We start from the raw sequence: 19431 nt of genomic DNA, 5'->3' as shown, positions 1-19431 counted from the left end.
CAGTACACCAAACTCATATATAGTGAAGCACCAAGACATTGGGGTTCAGATTCGAGAGCTCACCAAAGCTAGACGATATTTTACAGTTGAGGAAATAGGTCGACCAAGAGTTGCAAAGACAAAAGTCAGTCTACATTCTAAAGATTCGATCATTCAAAAAGCCCTTAAGCAGGCAGAAGAGGAGTATGGATTACTTGCAGGAATAGATCACTTAAAGAGCTATGATGCTAAGGAAGACCCGTACCTAAAACACCTAAAGAAGAACAAGCGTTCTATCTTAGGTTTTTAATAACGTGAACATAAAATAAACGGCTAGTTTGAGTTATTCTCGCTAGCCGTTTTTATTTTCAGTGGAGCGTTACCTCTCCATACGTGAGCTAATCCGTTACGTTCTAATTTAGTAATGTAACTGACAAGGTTTTGTCCAGAACCTTCACAATTGGCACTTCGTAGCACAGAAGTGCCCCATTGTTAGGTAGAGTAAATACTCATTCTCACGCTGTTAATGTACGTTTCCCATACTAAAAGTTATCCGAACCCAGCAAAACTCAAAATAATGCTACACGAGTAATTTAACCAATTCTCTTTTCACTAACCTATTGATCTTATGTTGAAGCTGAAAAGGGAAATAGCATTATTTCATCATAAAATACGTGCTGTCGCCGTATAGAAGGCTTTAAGCTTTTCTTATGGCTTCATCCACCTCGTAAGAGAACTCCGTAAGTTGTTCAATCAAGCTTTGAACACTTTCTGCTTCTTTCGACAATGTCTCCTCAAGGTTAAACTCTTGTCTAAAAGCGAGAAGTGCATTTAGCCTTGCTTCAAATTCCTCTTGTGGTGATGGTTCGTTAACAATAGGTAACTCTTGGATTGTTTCTGGAAACAATCTGCGTGGGAAGCCATCTTCAGGAAAGCCCATAGACCTGAAATTGAAGCCTGGTATATCGGGTTTTTGGTCAATGATGTCTGCGACTCTGCAGATCCAATTTGAACTAGGACCAATTTTTTTTAACAAAAACCAGATAACAGCAATGATTCCATAGAATTTGCTTCTTTGGTCCTGGCCCAAGTCCAAAAGGTTAAAATAACCTTTTCTTGGTATGGATAGAGTCCGTGGGTTTGGTCTATTACAAAGCCTAGCGTGGTGCGCGCACCTATTTCTGATACCATTTAGGTTTATCAACCAGTTATCTAACTCTCTACGGTTGTCTAAACCTAGCCTGTTGCAGATCAGATCTTGGTTTTTGCCTGATAGTATGCTGTAGAATTTTGATAAGGCACCAAAATCCCAAACCTCAGCTGCGACCCAAATTGGAATAGGTTTTCCTTTATCCCGATGGCTATCAATACTTTCTTCTTTGCTGCCTTCAATCAATTTATTGTGACGTGCTAACCAGTCATCATAATGGATTTTTGCATCAGCCTTAAAAGCGTCACGTGAGAACTGTTTCCGGTCTAAGTAAGCTAGAGGTGCTATTCTACCAATCTCATGTGCAATGATTGTTCTCAGATAGATCTCTATCCTTTCCAATGCATCGGTAAACTCTATTCGCAACCGCTTATCGAACAGGTAGAACTCAAAGATATCTTCAAAGCATGTATTTACTTGAAATTCGTTGAAGTACTGGATGTCACGGCCATTGCGTTCAAATCTTCTAGACGTATGCCAATAACCCGACAACCTATAATACCCAACTTGAGTTAGTTTTCGTTGGGCACGAAGCGGGTCTTTAATTAACATACCTCTATCAGTTAAACGCTGAATGAGTTCGTCATATTCAAAAAATGGTTTTACTTCAATGGGTTGGGTCATTTCATAAATTTCAGGTAAAAAAAAGGCCAAGACGTCACTGATGCTAGATCAGGAGGGGACATTGGCTCTGTTGCCGCAAATTCTACGCCTATATGAACTAATGTCAATAGAAAATCTGTCCCACAACATAACCCCATATCGCATAAGAAGATAATGAAGTGTATACATTCTCAAATTCTAGTTAAATGTAATGATGTATAATCTTGCAAACTTGATTGCATAAGCAAGCATCTACATATCTAAATTAATCTATTGAGCAATAGAGTGAGGAGACATAGTGAAACTCGATAAATTACGAATCTCACGTTTTCAGAGTTATGGTTCAACACCTACAGAATTATCTTTTGACGATCTAACTTTTCTAATTGGCCCCAATGGCTCAGGAAAAACGGCTGCTCTTCAGGCACTTTGTAGAATGTTTGCTTTTGACCCATCTCTACGACGAATAAAGAAATCTGACTTCCATGTTCCATGTAACGAAACGGAGCACCCTGAAGAGCGAACACTTTGGATTGAAGCTGATTTTCTATTCCCTGAATTGCATGAAGAGGCAGATAGCACAACAGTACCACCGCACTTTGCTCATATGAGATTAGTCGATGGGGAAGATATTCCTCGAGTGCGATTTCGTCTAGAAGCATCAATGGGTATTGACGGTGATATCGATGAGTCATTGATATATGTCTTGGAGCTGGATGAAAATCAGCAACCACATATTACAGCTAAAGTTTCTCGTATAGATCGCAATCAGATTCAAATACATTATCTTCCGGCGAGACGAGACCCAGCTGAACATATAACCTTTGGAGCCAATGCTTTATTAGGACGTATGTTAAGAGCCGTTAATTGGGAGGTAGAGCGAGAAGCTGTAAAGGGGCATACAGACCAAATTAGTTCGAGCCTTGACGCCAACATATCGGTAAATGCTCTAAGCACAAGTATCCAAAAGTCATGGTCTTGTTTACATAAAGGGCAGTTTTTCACGCAACCAAAAATTACTTTTGTGGCGAGCGAAATTGAATCGCTACTTCGCCATCTGTCTATTTCATTTGCTCCAGGACACGATGAAGCTAACGTTGACTTTTCACGGCTAAGTGATGGGCAAAAGTCGATGTTATATTTGTCTCTGGTCCTTTCATCTCAGGCAATTGGTCGTTCAGTGTTAAAAGGAGACGACTCTTTTGATCCTGATAAACTTCGCCCTGCAGTGTTTACCTTAATTGCAATAGAAGAACCAGAAAATAGTTTATCTCCGCACTATTTAGGAAGAATTGTGAGTTCTCTTCAAGAGATGCTTGGTCACGGGGATGCTCAAGCTCTCATCGCAACTCATGCACCATCTATGCTTAGACGTATCGAGCCGAAACAAATACGTTACATGCGTTTGAACTCGGACAGAGAAACAACTATTGCTAGCATTAACATACCTGATGAGGAGCATTATGGCGATGCCCATAAGTTTGTCACTCAGGCGGTAAAAGCCTTTCCTGAAATATACTTTTCACGCTTGGTTATTCTTGGTGAAGGTGATAGTGAAGAAATTGTCATACCACGATTATTAGAAGCTAAAGAAGTGCCTGTTGACGCATTTGGTATTACCGTAGCCCCTCTTGGTGGACGGCATGTGAACCACTTTTGGAGGCTTCTTGAAGGACTAAATATCCCGCACATTACACTCTTAGACCTTGACGTGGGTAGATATCAAGGTGGTTGGGGGCGTATCAAAACAACCAATGATCAATTAATACTACATAAACCAACTCTTCAGTTAACTGGTGGCTTTACATTTATCCCAAGATGGGACGATTCTGACCACAAAATCAGAGATTATCATAATTATTTAGAAGAAATGGAAAAGCGACGGGTGTTTTTCTCTTACCCAATGGACTTAGACTTTGCAATGCTGAGAGCCTTTCCTACAGCATTCAATATCGAAATTGATGATCAAGTTGAACCAGAACTTCCACAGATCAAAGCGGTGTTGGGCAAGTCTCGTACCGAAGCATCGGAATACGACGATGAGGAACGAAAGTTATTTATTACATATCACAAGTTATTCAAAGTCGGCAGTAAACCCGCTGAGCATATCAGTGCTCTCTCTAAACTATCTGATGAGCAACTTTTGGTAAACATTCCCCCATCCTTAGAGCGGTTGGTTGAAGCTGCAAAAGAAATATTGTTGGAGCTTCCTGAATGATTAAAATAGAAAACTGGCAACCAGCTGACGGGTTAGTTCTGGAACCCAACGCCTATCGAGCAGCTAAGGAGCGTGAAGTTAGCTTAGCCTTGACGGCCGGCCCAGGTGCTGGAAAAACAGAGATGCTTGCTCAAAGAGCAGATTTTTTACTTCGTACTGGTTCATGTCGATACCCTAGACGCATTCTTGCTATTTCATTTAAGGTAGATGCGAGTAGCAACTTAAAGGAACGAATTAAGCGCAGATGCGGTATTGAACTATCATCTCGTTTTGATAGCTATACATTTCATGCTTTTGCTAAGCGCATTATAGAACGCTTTCGTCCAGTATTAACTGGGGATGAGGCCTTAGAAGCGGGCTTTACAATTGGCCCTAAAGTTCTTCATAAGCAAATTGATTTCACGGATCTAGTTCCGCTTGCAATAAAAATATTAGAGGAGTCCCCTTTAGCTAGAAATGCGTTGAGACAAACATACACAGATGTTTTTTTGGATGAGTTCCAAGATTGTACGAATCATCAGTATGAGCTTATAAAAGTTGCCTTTCAAGGAACGAATATTCGCCTTACGGCAGTCGGTGATACAAAGCAAAAAATTATGGGATGGGCCGGTGCACTTGACGGCATTTTTGAAACCTTTAAGGAGGATTTCCAAGCTGCCCCACTCAACATGTACCGAAACTTTCGTTCTGAGCCTAAGCTTCTTCAGTTGCAAAATGAAATAGTCAAAATTCTCGATCCTGCTTCAGTTATGCCCGAAGAGCAAGTCGCTGGAGACGAAGGTCACATCCAAATTCACCCTTTCGAAAACTGCCAAGAAGAAGCCGATTATCTTTCTGAGAAAATCGACATATGGATAAATGAAGAGAAAGTCCCTCCTGCTGAGATAGCCATACTCATCAAAAACCAACCTGACTTATATGCAATGAAGCTTATGGTAGCGTTGCGTGAACGAGGTATTCCATATAGGAATGAACAACAGTTGCAGGATATATCAGTTGAGCCAGCAGCGCGCTTAATCGTAGATTTTTTATTAAGCACTTTTGGTAAACAAGAGCCCTCTGCATGGATTCGCTTGATGGAAAAACTAGTTCCATTCACTGAGGAAGATGATGAAAGAGGAGAGCTAGTCCAAAATTGGCAACGCTTCATCATTGAGGAGAAAAAGGCAATAAATCAGAATCCGATAACTCCTGAAAATGCCAACAGATGGGACTGTTTGAAACGTTTTGTTGAAAAAGTAGGATTTCAATCACTAATGTCTCTGTCACATGACTATGAAACCGAATCACGTTTACGTGAAGTACTCAATGACACTTGCTCAAAGGTTGATCAGTTAATGTCAACTGGACTCTCTCTTCTGGAGTCTTTGAAACGCTTTGAAGATGATCAAGCAGTTAGAATACTCACAGTTCATAAGAGTAAAGGCTTAGAGTTTGACTCTGTAGTGCTACTAGGTGTTGAAAATGAAAGCTATTGGGGAAATCCAGATGAAAATTTATGTACTTTTTTTGTCGGGGTTTCAAGAGCAAAACGAAGGTTGTTACTGACACATGTTGGCTTTCGTTCTAGACCTGCTGACCACTATGGAAGGTGGAATACCCACAGGAGCAAACAGGAAAGATTTCTGGGGTGTGTAATATGATAACAAGGACTGTATTTGTTATTAACTAATACGTAAGAAAGTATCGCGAAAGTCGGTTTCACGCGATACTTTTCCTAATCTACCCAGCATGAATTAGCGTCACCAACCTAACTTACTTTTGTCCAAAAGTGAGTTTCGGTCTTTTTTGTCCATCGACAATAACAAAGTTTAAATCGCGTACCCTATTAGTTTGAGTTAAGATTCACCAAGCCTATCCCCTATCTCAAAATGCGCCGCCACTACCGGAGCGGCCATGACACCGATTGAACTACTCGAAGACGTGAAAGCGAGATTCCCTATCTTGCTGCACGACGACGAAAAGGCGCTGTTAAGCCTACTGCGTAAAGCGCTGGCCAAGTACCAAGAGATTGCCGGGTTTACCACTAAAACCCGCATCCAACAAAGCGACTTAGCCGATAACACTCAGTTTGAATTACCGTCCGACTTTGCTGCAAGACTGGTGGTCAAAGATGACCGTTTCCGTTATGTGCGTAGCGAGGTTTGGGGCAACGTTCTTGAGCTGAAATTAACGGGCGTAGAAACATTCCCACTGACATTGATGTACATGCAGAACGTTCTCAATGAGCCGTTTGATTCGTTCCAACTTCCAACGCCGTGCATTAGCTTGCTTGGCGACTATCTGGAATTGCTGATCACCATCCCGAACGCAGAGCGTCAACGCCGTATTGCCATCGCTGGCAAGTTGGATGTGACCGATATTGCTGCCGAACCTGATCTAGCCGCACGTAAAGCCGAGATTGAAAACTCAATGCGCGCGAACCGTGCCATTGTTCCACCAGTATCGTTGCTCTAAGCGAGGTGGCCATGAATCCATACATGCAGCTCGCCAAACGCGCGACCAATAACTTTATGAATAAGCCGTGGCTGCAAGGCTGGCAATGGGCGGTAGAAATCGACTCGCCGGACGCGCCAACGGACTTTGATATTTACGTAAAGGATATTGATTTTGGTGCTGGCTCTATCGATGCAGATTCATTCCAAGTCGGTTCAGGCTCTATTGCGCTGCCTACATACAGCAGTGTTGGCGAGATCACGCTAACGGTTCGTGATGACCAAAACCTGACTGTTTCTAAATGGTTTGAAAGCCGAATAAAGAAAGTCAGAAACCAAGACGGCACACTCAACATCCCCAAAGAGTACGTGTTCAAAATCAACATATTCACGCTCAATGAGGACGGCAAAAAGTCACTCTATAAGAGCTATCAAGTCTTTCCTACCAAGATTGGCAACGTGATGTTTTCACGCGAAAACGGCAACCAGATCCAGTCATTCCCACTCATTCTCCAAAAATTTATGTCTGTAGGTAACAAGGTACTGTAATGCACATTCCATCATTTCCACTACCAAGTAACATTTCAGAAGTGATTGAGTTTCGAGTCCCAACCGTGGAAGACGCTCTATTGTTCTGCGACCTCAACGAGTACCAAGAGGAAGCCAACACAACTCGCTATCTGAACCACATGCAAGACACCAGTAAGCGCCCTATGAGTGATAGCGGCCTATGGACTGGTGAAGATCGCCGCGCAGCATTGTGGTGGATTTTTATGTCCACCAGCGAGCTAGGCACTATTCCCTTTAGCTATGAGTGCGAGCACTGCAAAAAAACTCACTATCTCGATCTCAATATGGGCGAGCTAATGGAATCGGCCAAAGCGCTCAATGGATTGCCAAAACAAGAGATCACCTTAAACGTGAAAGGCAAGTCATACCTAGCGAACGTGAAACCACTAACCGGTTACGAAGCGGAGCAACTTGAGAACATTCGCAATGAGCGCGACCAGTACGAACCGGACAGCGCTGAATGGAAGCAACAAGCTAACCGCATGGCGCTCACTGAGCTGGCCTACTGCCTAACGTTCGAAGATCAACCCAAAGACCAAGACGATCCCCTAGTGTGGAAAATCGACCTATTGAAATCGATGTACCTCAACACGGAATTTCGTGTGGCCTTTGCCAAGGTTGAAAAGTGCCTACGCAATGCGCGTCACGGATTGCTTACTAAGTACGACGAGGGGCGTTACTACCTAGTCGCCACCATTCCGCAGTGCCAGAAACTTATCGAGCAAGGAGGTGAAGCAACTCGAACGTTGCTCTTACCCTTTCGGAATAACGACTTCATTACAACGTTTTGATTACGTTGGTTGGAACGTACTGATTGAGAACTTAACGATCTACGGTGGCCAGCCTATCGACGCGGTATTCAAAACACCTCAAACGATGGCCATAAGCCTAGATAAAGCGCTCCAAGACAAGGTGAAAAATGGACAGAAACCAACAAGAGGTTGATCTTTCACTGGTTGTTGATGCAGTGAAGCGAGCCAGTGACAAAGAGCTGACCGTGCTATCTGAGATTAGTCGCAAACTCGATGGCAAGACTCTACCAACGAGCCAACAAAAGGCCGTCCTTGCAGTGGATACTAAGGGCATCGAACAGGCGGTGACTAAGGGCGTTTCCAATGCCTCTCTTAACGTATCCACTATACCGAGCACTAATCCACAAAAAGAATTAAAACAACAATCAAGTGACGCACCTAAACCAAGTGGAACCAAGACCAAGCGAACAGGTGAAATTGAGCTGTCCTTTGCGCCTAGCCAGCCAACAGAGACACAAGCCAAGCCGGATGCTAAAGCGGTCGAGCAAAGCAGCTTTGTAAGTGGCGTAACGTCGATTGCTGACACGCTGAAAAGCGAGGACGTGCACGAGCCAGTAAAACAAGCGCCCGTTGTCGTGAATGTAGAAGCGCCAGAATCGAATTCTGAGCGTTTGGACACCTCAATCCTTGATGATGTAACAGAGAAGCTAGAAAAGGTCGTCTCTGACGCACTGGCAGAGTTTGAGGGCTATTGGGAAGACGCTAACGGCAAGCTTCGACGCTCCGATGGCCGCTATGCGAGTAAGCAAGAGCAATCGGCTTACAAGAACGCTCAGCAAACGGCATTAGAGCGCCAGATTGAAAAGCAAACCGACACGGAAAAGGAAAGCCAGAACGTTTTTGCCAAGGTGGCCACCAGCCTTAATCAACTGGCTATCAATAACGTGAAAGAGTTCCTACAGGAAGAAAACGACGCGACCGATGCGGCTGGCGCTGCGGCTGGTGGTTCGTTCTTCTACTCCGCTAAAGAGCTTTATCACTTAGAGCAAGACGCTAAAGAAGCATTGGATAATGTGACCGAAAAGGCCACTTCAACCAAGGACAAGCTTAAAGAATCGAAACTAGGCCGACTCTTTACCCGAGGCAAACAAGCGCCAGAGGCAGACAGTCAGGCCGTCACAGCCATAGAGACAGTTAGCCATGAACAACTATCAGCGACAAAAGATTCGTTCGAGACAAGCCATTCAACGCAAATTACGCCTAGTGATCGACCTAACCGTGATGGTGCTAGGGGTAACGATCCTGTCAATCTTGCTAGGGGCGATTCTAGCCGGATAAGCAAGGCCAGTGAGCTAACAAGCACCAAAGATCAGAGCTACCGAGCAAACATGCTTGAGGTATTGCACGAGTCCAGTGCTGACCGCGAACGCCAGTTCGATGATGTGCTAGATAAGCTTGATGATCTGATTTCGGCAACCAAAGCAGCGGCGAACGATGGCCAAGGCGGTCTATTAGATCTCGCTGGCGATATGTTTGAACGCCGCCGTGGGCGTGCTGGTGGACATACTGGCCGTAAAGCGGGTGGCAAACGTGGCCGAATCAAATCGGTTATGTCAGGCATTGGCAGCAAAGCCTCAAACGTGGCCAGCAAGGGCGTATCGATGGCGGGTGCTGCCTTTAAAGGTATGTCTAAAATCGGCTCTGTTGCTGGCAAGGCGATCCCTTTCCTTGCTCCGGCCTTAATGGCCTACGATGCGTTTAGCGAATTCACTGACAAAGACAAGCAGAAAGAGACGTTCAACCTCAAAGATAGCCAAGAGGCGACAACTGGCCAGAAAAGCTCAATGGCATTGGCGAACGTGCTCGATTTGGGTGGTCTAGTCAGTGGTGGTGCTGGTTTGCTTGGTGCGGCGCTTGGTGCGTTCGGTTTTGATGGTGCTAAGGAAGCGTTGACCTTTGATTCTGGTGATATGGCCAAGGGTATTTACAAGCTGTTTGGCGGCGAGATCGAGGGAGAAACAACGGCTAAGAGTTCTAAATTCGAAAGCGAAACTAATCACTCTAAGAGTGAAAGAGCTCAATCAGAGAAAGAAGAACACCTTAAAAGCGCCGAAGCCTACCACACTGCTAAAACATCCAATGATAGCCAAGCCATGCGCGAACTTGATGCGAAAAACTCAACTCAAGTGACCTCCCAAGAGGTATCGCAAAAGGCCAGCGAGCAAGGCATTAGCTACAAAGAAGCTTACCTTGCTGTGAAAAGCGAAAAGCAAGATAGCCAGGACAAACGTGTGAAAGTGGCCAAGGAAACGGGCATGGATATGTCCGGCATGGTCGAGCATCCCGACCTTGGCCAAGTCTACTCGCCAGAGAAGAAAGCCGAGCAGATTGCTGCCGTCGATGCGGAGATCAAGCGCCGTAAAGAGGCCAAGGCAGTAGCCGCTCTAACCAAAGCAGCGAACAACACGAAAACCAACAGCGTGACCACAGCCAGCCATGAATCATCCATCAATACCGAGCTAAGTAACCAGAAAACGGACACGTCATCCGTGGTGAAAGTGGACACCGAAAACACCTCGAATAAGACGGTTGCGACTCAATCATCCATCCAACGCAATGAACGAGTTAGCGAGCTGCAAGCACAGGCAGCAATGAAAGACCTCAAAGAGAGCGGCAAGCCTCAAACCGTGGAACTTAGCAAACATTCACTGGATGCCATTGGGCGCGCGGTTAGCGGCAGCGATGCAACCAAACCAACCACTATCTTTGCAGCGCCTAGCAGTAGCTCAAGCAAAGACAAGCCAGCCTCATCCACTAAGGCTAGTGGCTCTATTCCTCTCAACTTTGATGACCGTTCGTTACAGCGTCAAAGCGCTGATATGGAGTGATAAATGAGCCAAGAAATTGATTACTTACTACGGGTCGATATTGATGGTGTAAAAGTAGCCGATGAGAAACACGCGATCGTTGCGCGCGTATCTGAATGGCTCGATACACCTCAAGGCCAAGTTTGGGGCGCTCCAAAATGGGGCAACAGATTAGGGGCATACAAGCATGAACCAATAAACGAAACCACAGCAGCAGCTATCGAAAACTCAATCCTATTAACCCTCCCAATTGACGTGAAAGACGCGGTGGTTCAAGGCATTGCCGTAGAGCCAAGCGTGGACGGTATCGATGCCTACAAATTGACGATCGTTGTGAACGGTCAAACGTTGGAGAGAGGTATTACGTTTTGAGCAAGTTAGAAGAAGTCAAAAAGACCTTTAACGAGGCGATTGCTAGTTCAAGCTGGTGGTCGCGTCATATAGGTTCGCAGTTCGTTGACTACCTTTGCTTATTTGTGGCCAAGATTGTTGAACGCATGGCAGCAATCAGTAGCCGTGCATTGCAAGAATCCTACCTGACGCTAGCCACTAAACGCACCTCCATTTTGGCGGGTGCTGAAACTGAGGGCTATGTAGGGCGAAAAGCAGCGCCATCGAAAGGCTGTGCGCTAGTGACCAATACCGGAACAAAGCGCGTTACCTTGCCGAAATACAGCCAATGCGTGGCTGACAATCAATTGCGCTATACGCTAATGGAAGCCATTGATCTTATGCCGCAAGAAAGCGCCGCAGTAGAGGTGCAACAGTTCGAAGTGTCCAAGATGAACTACACGGTCGATGAGGGAAAAAACTGGTTGGCCGTGGCGTTCCCTCAAGAGCTGACTAAGCGTATTCATAACATCATCGTGCGTGTGAACGGAGAAGAATGGACGCACGTCTTTAAGTTTCGTAATACAGACGGCAAATCCAAAGCCTACATGGAGTATTACAAGCCAACCGACCAGCTAGGCGTTCGTTTTGGTAACAACAATAACGGTCGTGCGCCAGCGACAGGTGATGTAATTGAGTTTGAGCTATGGCTGACTAATGGTGTGACTACCCTACTCGATGCGCAGTATTTAGAGCTTATCGATATGGGGATTCAAAGCGCCTATAAAGACCAGCTCTCAATCAAAACTTCCACCAGCATTATCGGCGGTGCAGAGCCGGAAGACATTGAATCAATCCGAAACAACGCCCTTTACTCGCCAATCTATGACGAGCAGATAGCGTGGGACTCGGATTACATGACCTTTGTTAAGCGCAATATTTCTGGTGTTACTTGGTTGTCGATTTGGGGTGAAGCGGAGCAGGAAAAACTCACAGGAACGCCGGACGTTCGCAACATCAATACGATCTTTATTTGTGCTTACTCTGCCGATAAAACCGACGAGATTTTGAATCAGGAAATCCAAGTTCTATTCGCTGGCCGAGAGGGCTATAACGAGCGCTATAAGCTGGTGGAGCGTAAGGACGTGCCATTTACCGTGACGGTCAAAGGTAAGCTTTACCCAAGTTCAAATCCAGAATGGGCGACAAAGGTACTGGCCGATGCGTTAGATGAGAAATTTGGCAAACAGACAAGTCGCAATGAGCGCATTACCAAAAACCAAATTTGGGATGCCATCCAAGAGCTCAACGTGACTTTGGGTATTAAAGAGTTTGAGGTTGAAGTCGTTGGGATTCTTGACCGCATCCCGATTGATACTTACCACTATTTAGATGTGAATGCGTCAACCATTCAACTGAACTTCGATTACTCATAGAAGTTTTCGCACGGAGCAAGAAAGACACGGATGTTTTCGCATGCGAGAACTTTAAAGCACAACATACTATATAATTTTCGCATGCGAAAACTATTACACCAATAAGGCGAAAAACATGGCATTTGGAGACTTCAGAAAATGGCTATCTGGCCAGCTAACCAAGGCGCGTCAAAAGGAAACCGCTTGGGTAGATTTAGCAAGCGCGATCGCAGAGTCAATTGAAACTCACGTAGAGTCATACATTGAAAAGCTTAAAGCGCGTTCTTCACTGTACGAAATGGACAAAGAATCGCTGCTAGAAGACATTAAAGAGCTGCGAAAAATCTTCCCACTAGGCGAAGTGGCCGATGAGGACTTGCCACACGTTGTGATGCAGCGTAAGGACGAAATTCACTTCAAAAAGACCATTTATCCACTTATCTCAACGCTCGCGCGTGAATTTAAAGGGTTACGTGTTAAGTGGGAACGAATCTACGCGCCAGTAAACCAAGAGCGATTTCCATACGGCACGTTCTTAGTTCCCGAGTCAGAGTTAGAGCTGCAAAACGGACTAAACCCGAGCGACTTTTTTCTGACTAGTCGCGGTGCTATTCGCATCCCTTTGAACGACATTGCAGGTGAGGACGGCATTACCGAGGAAGCCATTCGAGCATTCGAAGCGAAGATTAAGCGAGTGGTGCATCCTCTTATCCCATTACGAATTGTTTTAGATGGCCAATTGTATTCTATTGAATTTGAAGTCATGGATATGGTGGAAATACCTAACTATTCTGACCATGTTACGGTTGGAAAACAGACCACGACCGATATAGAATCAACACCGAGCTATAAACAGGATTTCGTTCAAACTGGAACGACGACACAGGAAGAACGCCCTGTTAGCCCTATGTATGGTACACCTAGAATGGATGCGATCCCCTTAGATGCGATCTCCATTGATAGACGGTACTATTAACCCTATTCCTATTCCCCATCCCATTAAAGCGCCACGACTTATACGAGGTCGTAAAGGTGCTTACACAAAAAGTAGTCCTATCGCAGTGTGAACTGCTTAACCGTTATTACGACGAACGCGCCTTGTCGTCGTTGCCTACCAATGGTACTGAGCCTTATTTCCAATTTGGCGATCTTGAATGGGGTTTTGACCTTATCCAAGAAATTGAGGGCAAGCCTAGCTGCATGCCTATCCCACTGGATAAGACAACCGTTGAAAACGTGTTTTACCGTTCTAAGGCGAACTACGCCTATGTGAACGGCAATATCGTAATCACGGCAAACTTGCCAGCGGGTACGCTAGCAGAAGATGAACAATACCAGTTCTCTTGCGTCGGCGTGAAAGATGCGAGCGGCGGTCTGATTCTAGTGGCTGTCACTCAACCAGTTTGGATCTACTCTGACCGTGGTCTATCGATAGAAATCGTGGTTAACACGGCTCGCACGGATAGCGCTCAATTGGCGCAGGTAGGTGCCTAATGAGTCGCCCAAACTTCGAAGAAACGATCATCATCCCGCCACTGCTAACGGACTGGCAAGCGCTACCGCTTATCACCGATACGCAGTACCTAGAACCACTGGCCAGTAACAGCCTAAACCGTAAGTTTTACGGCATCGTTCGCGCTGGTATTTTCCGTGGTTTTGAATGTGCTCCGGCTGGTGGAATGAAACTGCGTGTGAGCAGTGGTGAACAATTTGGCGTGGCGTTGGTTGAGCGCGACGACTATGTGTTAACCGTTCGACAACAACACGATGTTGATGTGGAGATTCCGGCTGGTGCCACTTCTTATGTGGTGCTCGAAGCGTTCTATAAGTTTGGCGTAAAGACAAAACAAGTCGATTTAGCGTCAGACATTGAAGCGTCCGAAATTAAGGTGCTTCCGCAGGAAGCGGTTGAAGATCATCATTTGATATTGTGTCGCGCTACCGTGCCAGATGGCGTTACCCAACTCAAAAGTGAACACCTTAACTTTGATGATCGTGAACAAGGCGGTTATGACCTACAAGGTCACGTTTCACATCCCGATCCACATAAGCAATATGCGATGCGCGCCGAAGCCAATGCGCACTACGCAGACCGTGAAAACCCGCACCATGTAACCAAAGCGCAAGTTGGCCTTAGCTTGGTAAACAACTGGGACGCAACCAGTCAGATAAACGTAGATAACGATCAGCTTTATGCCACTGCGAGAGCCATCAAGTTGGTTCACGACAAAGCTGCTGCTGCATACAACAAGTCGGTTGAACATTGGCCGTACATTGCGTCTGGTGGCGAAACAAAAATCGCATTGCCTTACGAAGTGCCGGAAGTAGATTCATTGTCTATCCAAGGTATCGTGCAGACCAAAGACAGTGCTTGGCAATTCTTGAAAGACACTAATGAGGTTGAAGTAGCCGAACCACTTGAAACGGGTGATGAAGTGGTGATTACTCTAGGTGTCCCATCTCTAAGCTCAAGCTCTATCATTGCCGAGCTTCAAGAGCATATCGATAACCTTGAAGCCATCATAAACAGCGGTATCGCTGGCGCGCCTATGGAAGTATTCCATAGCCACTTCGCTAGTACGTCGAATACTTTCACTGTTCCACCAGTCTTTGAAGAACGCGCGATTAAGCTGGTGTTCCTACAAGGTGTGCAGCAATCAAAAGATATTGCTTACACCATCTCACCGGACGGTGATGTTATCCAGTTTGTTGACGAAATTGCAGCAGGAACGGAGATCACCTTGGTCGGCTAATCAGTTTTCAAATTCCCCTAGCCCTATTCCCCATAAATGCCCTTTTTACTAACAACGAAATTGGATTTTTTATGGCTACACAAAATAAATTAACTCGCATCAACCGTCTTGTGTCTGATCTTTCAGCGCAAGACGTTGGTGCATTACCAGCGGGCGCTCGCGCAACAGACTCATCAAAACTAGAGGGGAAAACCAAGGCACAAGTTGTCAGTGAAGCGCGCTCGAATCTTGTCCCAACTTCTCGCACTATCAATAACAAACCACTAACGGGCGATGTTACTCTGACTCACTCAGATGTGGGCGCAGCGCCAGCAAGCCACACGCACGACTACATCCCTAACAACAAGAAAGGCGTTGCAGAGGGTGTGGCTACGCTAGATAGCACTGGTAAGATCCCACAAGGCCAATTGCCAGCTATCGCTATCAAAGAAACGTTCCCTGTTAAGTCAGAAGCGGAAATGCTTGCTCTTACAGCGCAAGAGGGTGATATGGCAATCCGTTCGGATCTGCGTAAATCATTCGTTCTAATGCGCCAACCAGCGAGCACACTAGCGAACTGGCAAGAACTATTAACACCGACTGACGCCGTTTCGTCGGTTAATGGTCAGCGCGGTAACGTAGTGCTTGAAGCGGCTGACGTTGGTGCGGAACCAGCGTTTGAGAAAAAAACAGCATTCAACAAAGACTTTGGTACTGCCGCTAACACAGTGATGCAGGGTAACGACTCTCGCGTTGTGAATGCAGTGCCAAAGACTCGCACCATCAACGGTCACGCGCTAAGCGCAAACGTCGAGCTAACCGCAGAAGACGTGGGCGCACTAGACGCTGGTGCAACTGCCGTTAACGCAGCGAAGCTTGAGAACACCACTAAATCGCAAATCATTTCACAAGCGCGTAGCGGTCTAGCAGCTAGCGGCGCGTCATACACCAAAGCGGAATCTGACGGTAAGTATGCCACCAAGGATAGTCTAGGCGCTTCCATCAAAGACGCGATCCGAACGGTGGATATTACTGTCGAATCTGCATCAACTACGGTGGCTCTGCCAGCGGGTACAGTGTCAGCAATCCTTGTTCTAAGCGTGTGCGGCGTAATGCAGAACGCAGGTGTATGGAGTCTATCTGGTAACACAATCACGTTCGGTGAACAGCTACAAGCTGGCGACATCGTGACGGTTATCGGCTTCAAGTAAACATGACCTTTCCTTTGCTACTTCCCCATTAACGATGTGCTCCGGCGCTTTGTCGGAGTTGCTGGTCATTGAATTGAGAAAGGCATATTTCTGAATGGCATTAAAAAAATTGACTCAAGTTGGTGGTAGTCCAGCTCGAAAATTGCGTGAAGAAATCACAACAAAAGTGGATGAACACGCTAGCAATAAAACGAACCCGCACGGAGTCACAAAGGCACAAGTAGGCTTAGGTAACGTACCAAACTATCCGGCCACCAGCTCGGTAACAGATGCGTCCAACAGCAAACTTGCGACCGCTGGTGCTGTTAAACAGGCATACGACAAAGGCATCGAGGGTTTAAATCGCGGTAACGCAGCTTATGACCGCGCAGAACAAGCAGAGACGAACGCAAATGCCCACACTGACAACCGCATTAGTGCTTTGATTGGTGGTGCGCCAGCAGAAGCGCTCGATACAATCAAAGAGCTTGGTGACGCGCTCATGGATCAAGAAGATGCGGTAGCGGCCATTACAACCAACATTGCTCAACACAAATCAGACAACTCGAACCCACACAAGGTTACGAAAGCTCAAGTTGGTCTATCAAACGTGCCGAACTACGCATTCACAGCAGCGGTTAATGATGCTAGCGATGTGAAATTTGCGGCGGCAGGTGCCGTTAAGAAAGCGTATGACCTTGCAGCCTCAAAGATGACTCAAGCGCAAGCCGATGGCCGCTACCTAAAACTGTCAGGCGGTACATTGACTGGCGGCCTACTCATCGATGAGGGCGCAAGTAACGTCTCACAACTTCATTTAGGCCATGCAGGTAAGCGATTCCATGTAGAAACGAAAACCGATGGCACCTTTGAGGTTGTAGAAAGTGACGTTTCAAGTCGATTAAAGATCCGCAAAGGTGGTGAATCAACACTATACGGCTCCCTAAACGCTACAGAGTCGGTATCTTCGAATCGTAGTGTTGAGGTGCAAGGCACTCGCGCTGGCAATAACGTTCCATCGAGCGAGCAAGTTAAGCTGGACGGGTACGGGTTGATTGGTAATCGTCGGGCGGTTTACTTAACGAACGGTTCTAATTCGTCGGATGCTTACGTTCAAATCGCGGTGGGTGGTGCTCATAATGGAGGGGACGCCAAGTTAGACCTGACTCGGTCAAAGCTTAGTTCCAGTGTCCCTATCGAAGTGCAAGGGAATAAAGTAGTTACAGAGGCGTTTAACCGTACTGAGGTTGTGCGCACCTCTTTAGGTAGTGACAACTCTTGGTGTCTGGTTGCTAACGTAACGATGCCTCAATCAAGCTCTACTGCGGTTATTGAGTTCTTTGGTGGTGCTGGCTTTAACACTGACTTGCACTATCAGGCGTCACGACATCAAATGATTCTGAGAGCCAGTAACGGAAACCCTAAAGGTCTAAATGGTCAGGTTATTACAGATCATCCTAGCGGCTTGCCATTTAGTGAGTTTGGTTGGGTAAATACTAGCGGTGACAATTACGCCATCTATGTAAAAACACGTAGTGCCTACAGTACGAACATTCTTATTCGATACATGTGTAGTCACACCATTACGCCATACGTTAGCAATAAGGGGGCAAGCCAGCCAGCGGGTATTGTCAAAGGGCGAATGGTCACTAGCTATACGTCTTACAATAAAGACTTAGGGGCAATTAACTCTGTTGATGGAAAGGGTTTAGAGCTTGATTACTCGGCAAAGAAAACTTGGATTGGTTCTCGTAATTCATCTTGGTGCCACATGGAGACTGAGGCCACAAGCGGCTTTTACTCTTACTCCGCGTTCACCTTTGCTAAAGGGATGGATGTAATGCTCAATCAGAGCATTTCATTAGGTGGGCGAGCTGCATTTCGTAACACAGACGGCAACTGGCTTCGCATCAATGACTTAGCCAAGTTTACTTCTGGTATCTATTTCGGTAGCTCACTGGTTCGTACTGATGGTGAGTTTACTGCGGGTTCTTGGAGTGGTTCGAATGATGCCGTTCGTATGGATAATAGTTTTATGGATTCATCATGGGCGACGAATGGCCGTGCTGGATTCAGTATCAACTGTAAAGATAGTTCAAGTGCGCATTGGGCGTTAGCCTCGTACTATGATGGCACCAATATCCGTTCTGGCATCCAGATCCTATCTAACTCAGAGGGTCGGATGCGCTTCTACACTAACCGCCGCAGTAAGTATGTAGACATTAAGGACGGCAATGTATATGCAGGTTCGCCTCAGAGCTCGGCTGGTAACTCTCTCGCACGTAAAGACTACGTTGATAGTAAGTTAGCGGGTGTTTCATCACGCGCTGGAGAGGTTGCCTTGGGCTGTAATGCGGGGCTAAGAGAGGGCAACCTTACGATAGATGGCATTACATGGGAGTTCAAGAATTGGATAGGATGTTTCCTCGATCCGTTTGATTTGATTAACTACAACGCTCCGGTTGCTGGTTTTGATGTTCGTGTTGAGGGTTATTACGAAATTGAATGGACTGCGATACGACGCCGTAATGCTTCAAACTCATCGGTGGTGTACTCTGCCATCGCCAAAAGCAATAAAATTATAGCGGAGGCTCAAAGTTACTCTAACGACTTCGATGCCGTGCCAACGACTTGTCGATGGGTAGGAAAATTATACTACGGTGAGCTTATTCAATTCTTAGACAGAGGTGCATCCACGCCTATTCAGGGTTCGCATTTCTCGATCCGCTACATCAAGCCATAACCATCAACCAAAGGGACACGATGCTGTCCCTTTTTTGCAAAGTTTTCGCATGCGAGAACTTTAAAACATGGCATCCCCTAAAGTTTTCGCATGCGAAAACATGGGCGCATATTGATGCGAAAACCAATATTTATATAATCTTCCTCGTCAAATATCGATTCGACTCGACTATCCTCGTTGGAAGTTTTGTATGCGTTTCCGCGCAACAAAACGCTTGGATTAGCCTCTCACCAGCCTTTTGGGTGAGAGGCTTCTTTTTTTATATAGGCTATTGAAATCTAACTTTTTTCCGCAAAACAGCCCTATTTAATACCCATTCAAAAGTAAGTAACGCCCGTCTATTGAGCAAAAGCCACCATTCCGAATACACTCGCTAGGTGATATACA

Annotated in this window: 14 protein-coding genes and 1 pseudogene; 14 read left to right on the top strand and 1 reads right to left on the bottom strand. The window is 45.9% G+C overall.

Going from position 1 to position 19431, the window contains the following annotated elements; all coding sequences use genetic code 11:
- Positions 1-289 (top strand): annotated as a pseudogene (locus IQR33_RS32895) (hypothetical protein); the annotation flags it as partial.
- 387 nt (positions 290-676) lie between these two features.
- Here the strand turns inward: IQR33_RS32895 and IQR33_RS12165 are convergent.
- Complete coding sequence (locus IQR33_RS12165) at positions 677-1843, bottom strand: Abi family protein (RefSeq protein ID WP_228010119.1); 1167 nt, start codon at positions 1841-1843, stop codon at positions 677-679.
- Positions 1844-2090: 247 nt separating this feature from the next.
- Between IQR33_RS12165 and IQR33_RS12160 the strand changes: the two genes are divergently transcribed.
- The 13 genes from IQR33_RS12160 (at position 2091) to IQR33_RS12100 (ending at position 19044) form a co-directional block, all read left to right on the top strand.
- Positions 2091-4010, top strand: a complete 1920-nt coding sequence (locus IQR33_RS12160) for an AAA family ATPase (protein WP_065101170.1) — start codon at positions 2091-2093, stop codon at positions 4008-4010.
- Positions 4007-5653 carry a UvrD-helicase domain-containing protein gene (locus IQR33_RS12155; RefSeq protein ID WP_193837895.1) on the top strand — a complete coding sequence of 549 codons (1647 nt, stop codon included), beginning with the start codon at positions 4007-4009 and terminating at the stop codon, positions 5651-5653. The genes IQR33_RS12160 and IQR33_RS12155 overlap by 4 nt, the downstream gene beginning before the upstream one ends.
- Before the next feature lie 253 nt (positions 5654-5906).
- A complete protein-coding gene (locus tag IQR33_RS32885) occupies positions 5907-6467 on the top strand; it encodes a hypothetical protein (protein WP_228010118.1) in 561 nt (186 codons plus the stop codon).
- A gap of 11 nt (positions 6468-6478) precedes the next feature.
- The gene (locus tag IQR33_RS12145; protein ID WP_054866402.1) at positions 6479-6994 is read left to right on the top strand and encodes a hypothetical protein; all 516 of its coding nucleotides are present in this window, start codon (positions 6479-6481) and stop codon (positions 6992-6994) included.
- Positions 6994-7806 carry a hypothetical protein gene (locus IQR33_RS12140; RefSeq protein WP_193837894.1) on the top strand — a complete coding sequence of 271 codons (813 nt, stop codon included), beginning with the start codon at positions 6994-6996 and terminating at the stop codon, positions 7804-7806. Before IQR33_RS12145 ends, IQR33_RS12140 begins: the two co-directional genes overlap by 1 nt.
- A gap of 128 nt (positions 7807-7934) precedes the next feature.
- A complete protein-coding gene (locus IQR33_RS12135; protein ID WP_193837893.1) occupies positions 7935-10655 on the top strand; it encodes a hypothetical protein in 2721 nt (906 codons plus the stop codon).
- Between the two features lie 3 nt (positions 10656-10658).
- Positions 10659-11006, top strand: coding sequence for a hypothetical protein (locus tag IQR33_RS12130; RefSeq protein WP_193837892.1), 348 nt, complete (start codon positions 10659-10661; stop codon positions 11004-11006).
- Positions 11003-12400 (top strand): hypothetical protein, encoded by a 1398-nt coding sequence (locus IQR33_RS12125; RefSeq protein ID WP_193837891.1) that lies wholly within the window; start codon positions 11003-11005, stop codon positions 12398-12400. Before IQR33_RS12130 ends, IQR33_RS12125 begins: the two co-directional genes overlap by 4 nt.
- Positions 12401-12515: 115 nt before the next feature.
- Positions 12516-13355 (top strand): hypothetical protein, encoded by an 840-nt coding sequence (locus IQR33_RS12120; RefSeq protein WP_193837890.1) that lies wholly within the window; start codon positions 12516-12518, stop codon positions 13353-13355.
- Positions 13356-13411: 56 nt separating this feature from the next.
- The gene (locus IQR33_RS12115) at positions 13412-13873 is read left to right on the top strand and encodes a hypothetical protein (protein WP_054579127.1); all 462 of its coding nucleotides are present in this window, start codon (positions 13412-13414) and stop codon (positions 13871-13873) included.
- Positions 13873-15132: a hypothetical protein gene (locus IQR33_RS12110; protein WP_017634048.1), complete on the top strand. Its 1260-nt coding sequence runs from the start codon at positions 13873-13875 to the stop codon at positions 15130-15132. Before IQR33_RS12115 ends, IQR33_RS12110 begins: the two co-directional genes overlap by 1 nt.
- A gap of 71 nt (positions 15133-15203) precedes the next feature.
- The gene (locus IQR33_RS12105) at positions 15204-16322 is read left to right on the top strand and encodes a hypothetical protein (RefSeq protein WP_054579125.1); all 1119 of its coding nucleotides are present in this window, start codon (positions 15204-15206) and stop codon (positions 16320-16322) included.
- 94 nt (positions 16323-16416) lie between these two features.
- A complete protein-coding gene (locus tag IQR33_RS12100) occupies positions 16417-19044 on the top strand; it encodes a hypothetical protein (protein ID WP_193837889.1) in 2628 nt (875 codons plus the stop codon).
- Positions 19045-19431 lie beyond the last annotated feature (387 nt).

Origin of the sequence: Vibrio sp. OPT46 (assembly GCF_015163535.1) — a bacterium.
In the GTDB taxonomy this organism is placed as follows: domain Bacteria; phylum Pseudomonadota; class Gammaproteobacteria; order Enterobacterales; family Vibrionaceae; genus Vibrio; species Vibrio alginolyticus.
The sequence above is the reverse complement of the archived record's forward strand: the minus strand, read 5'-3'. Positions and strand labels throughout refer to the sequence as shown.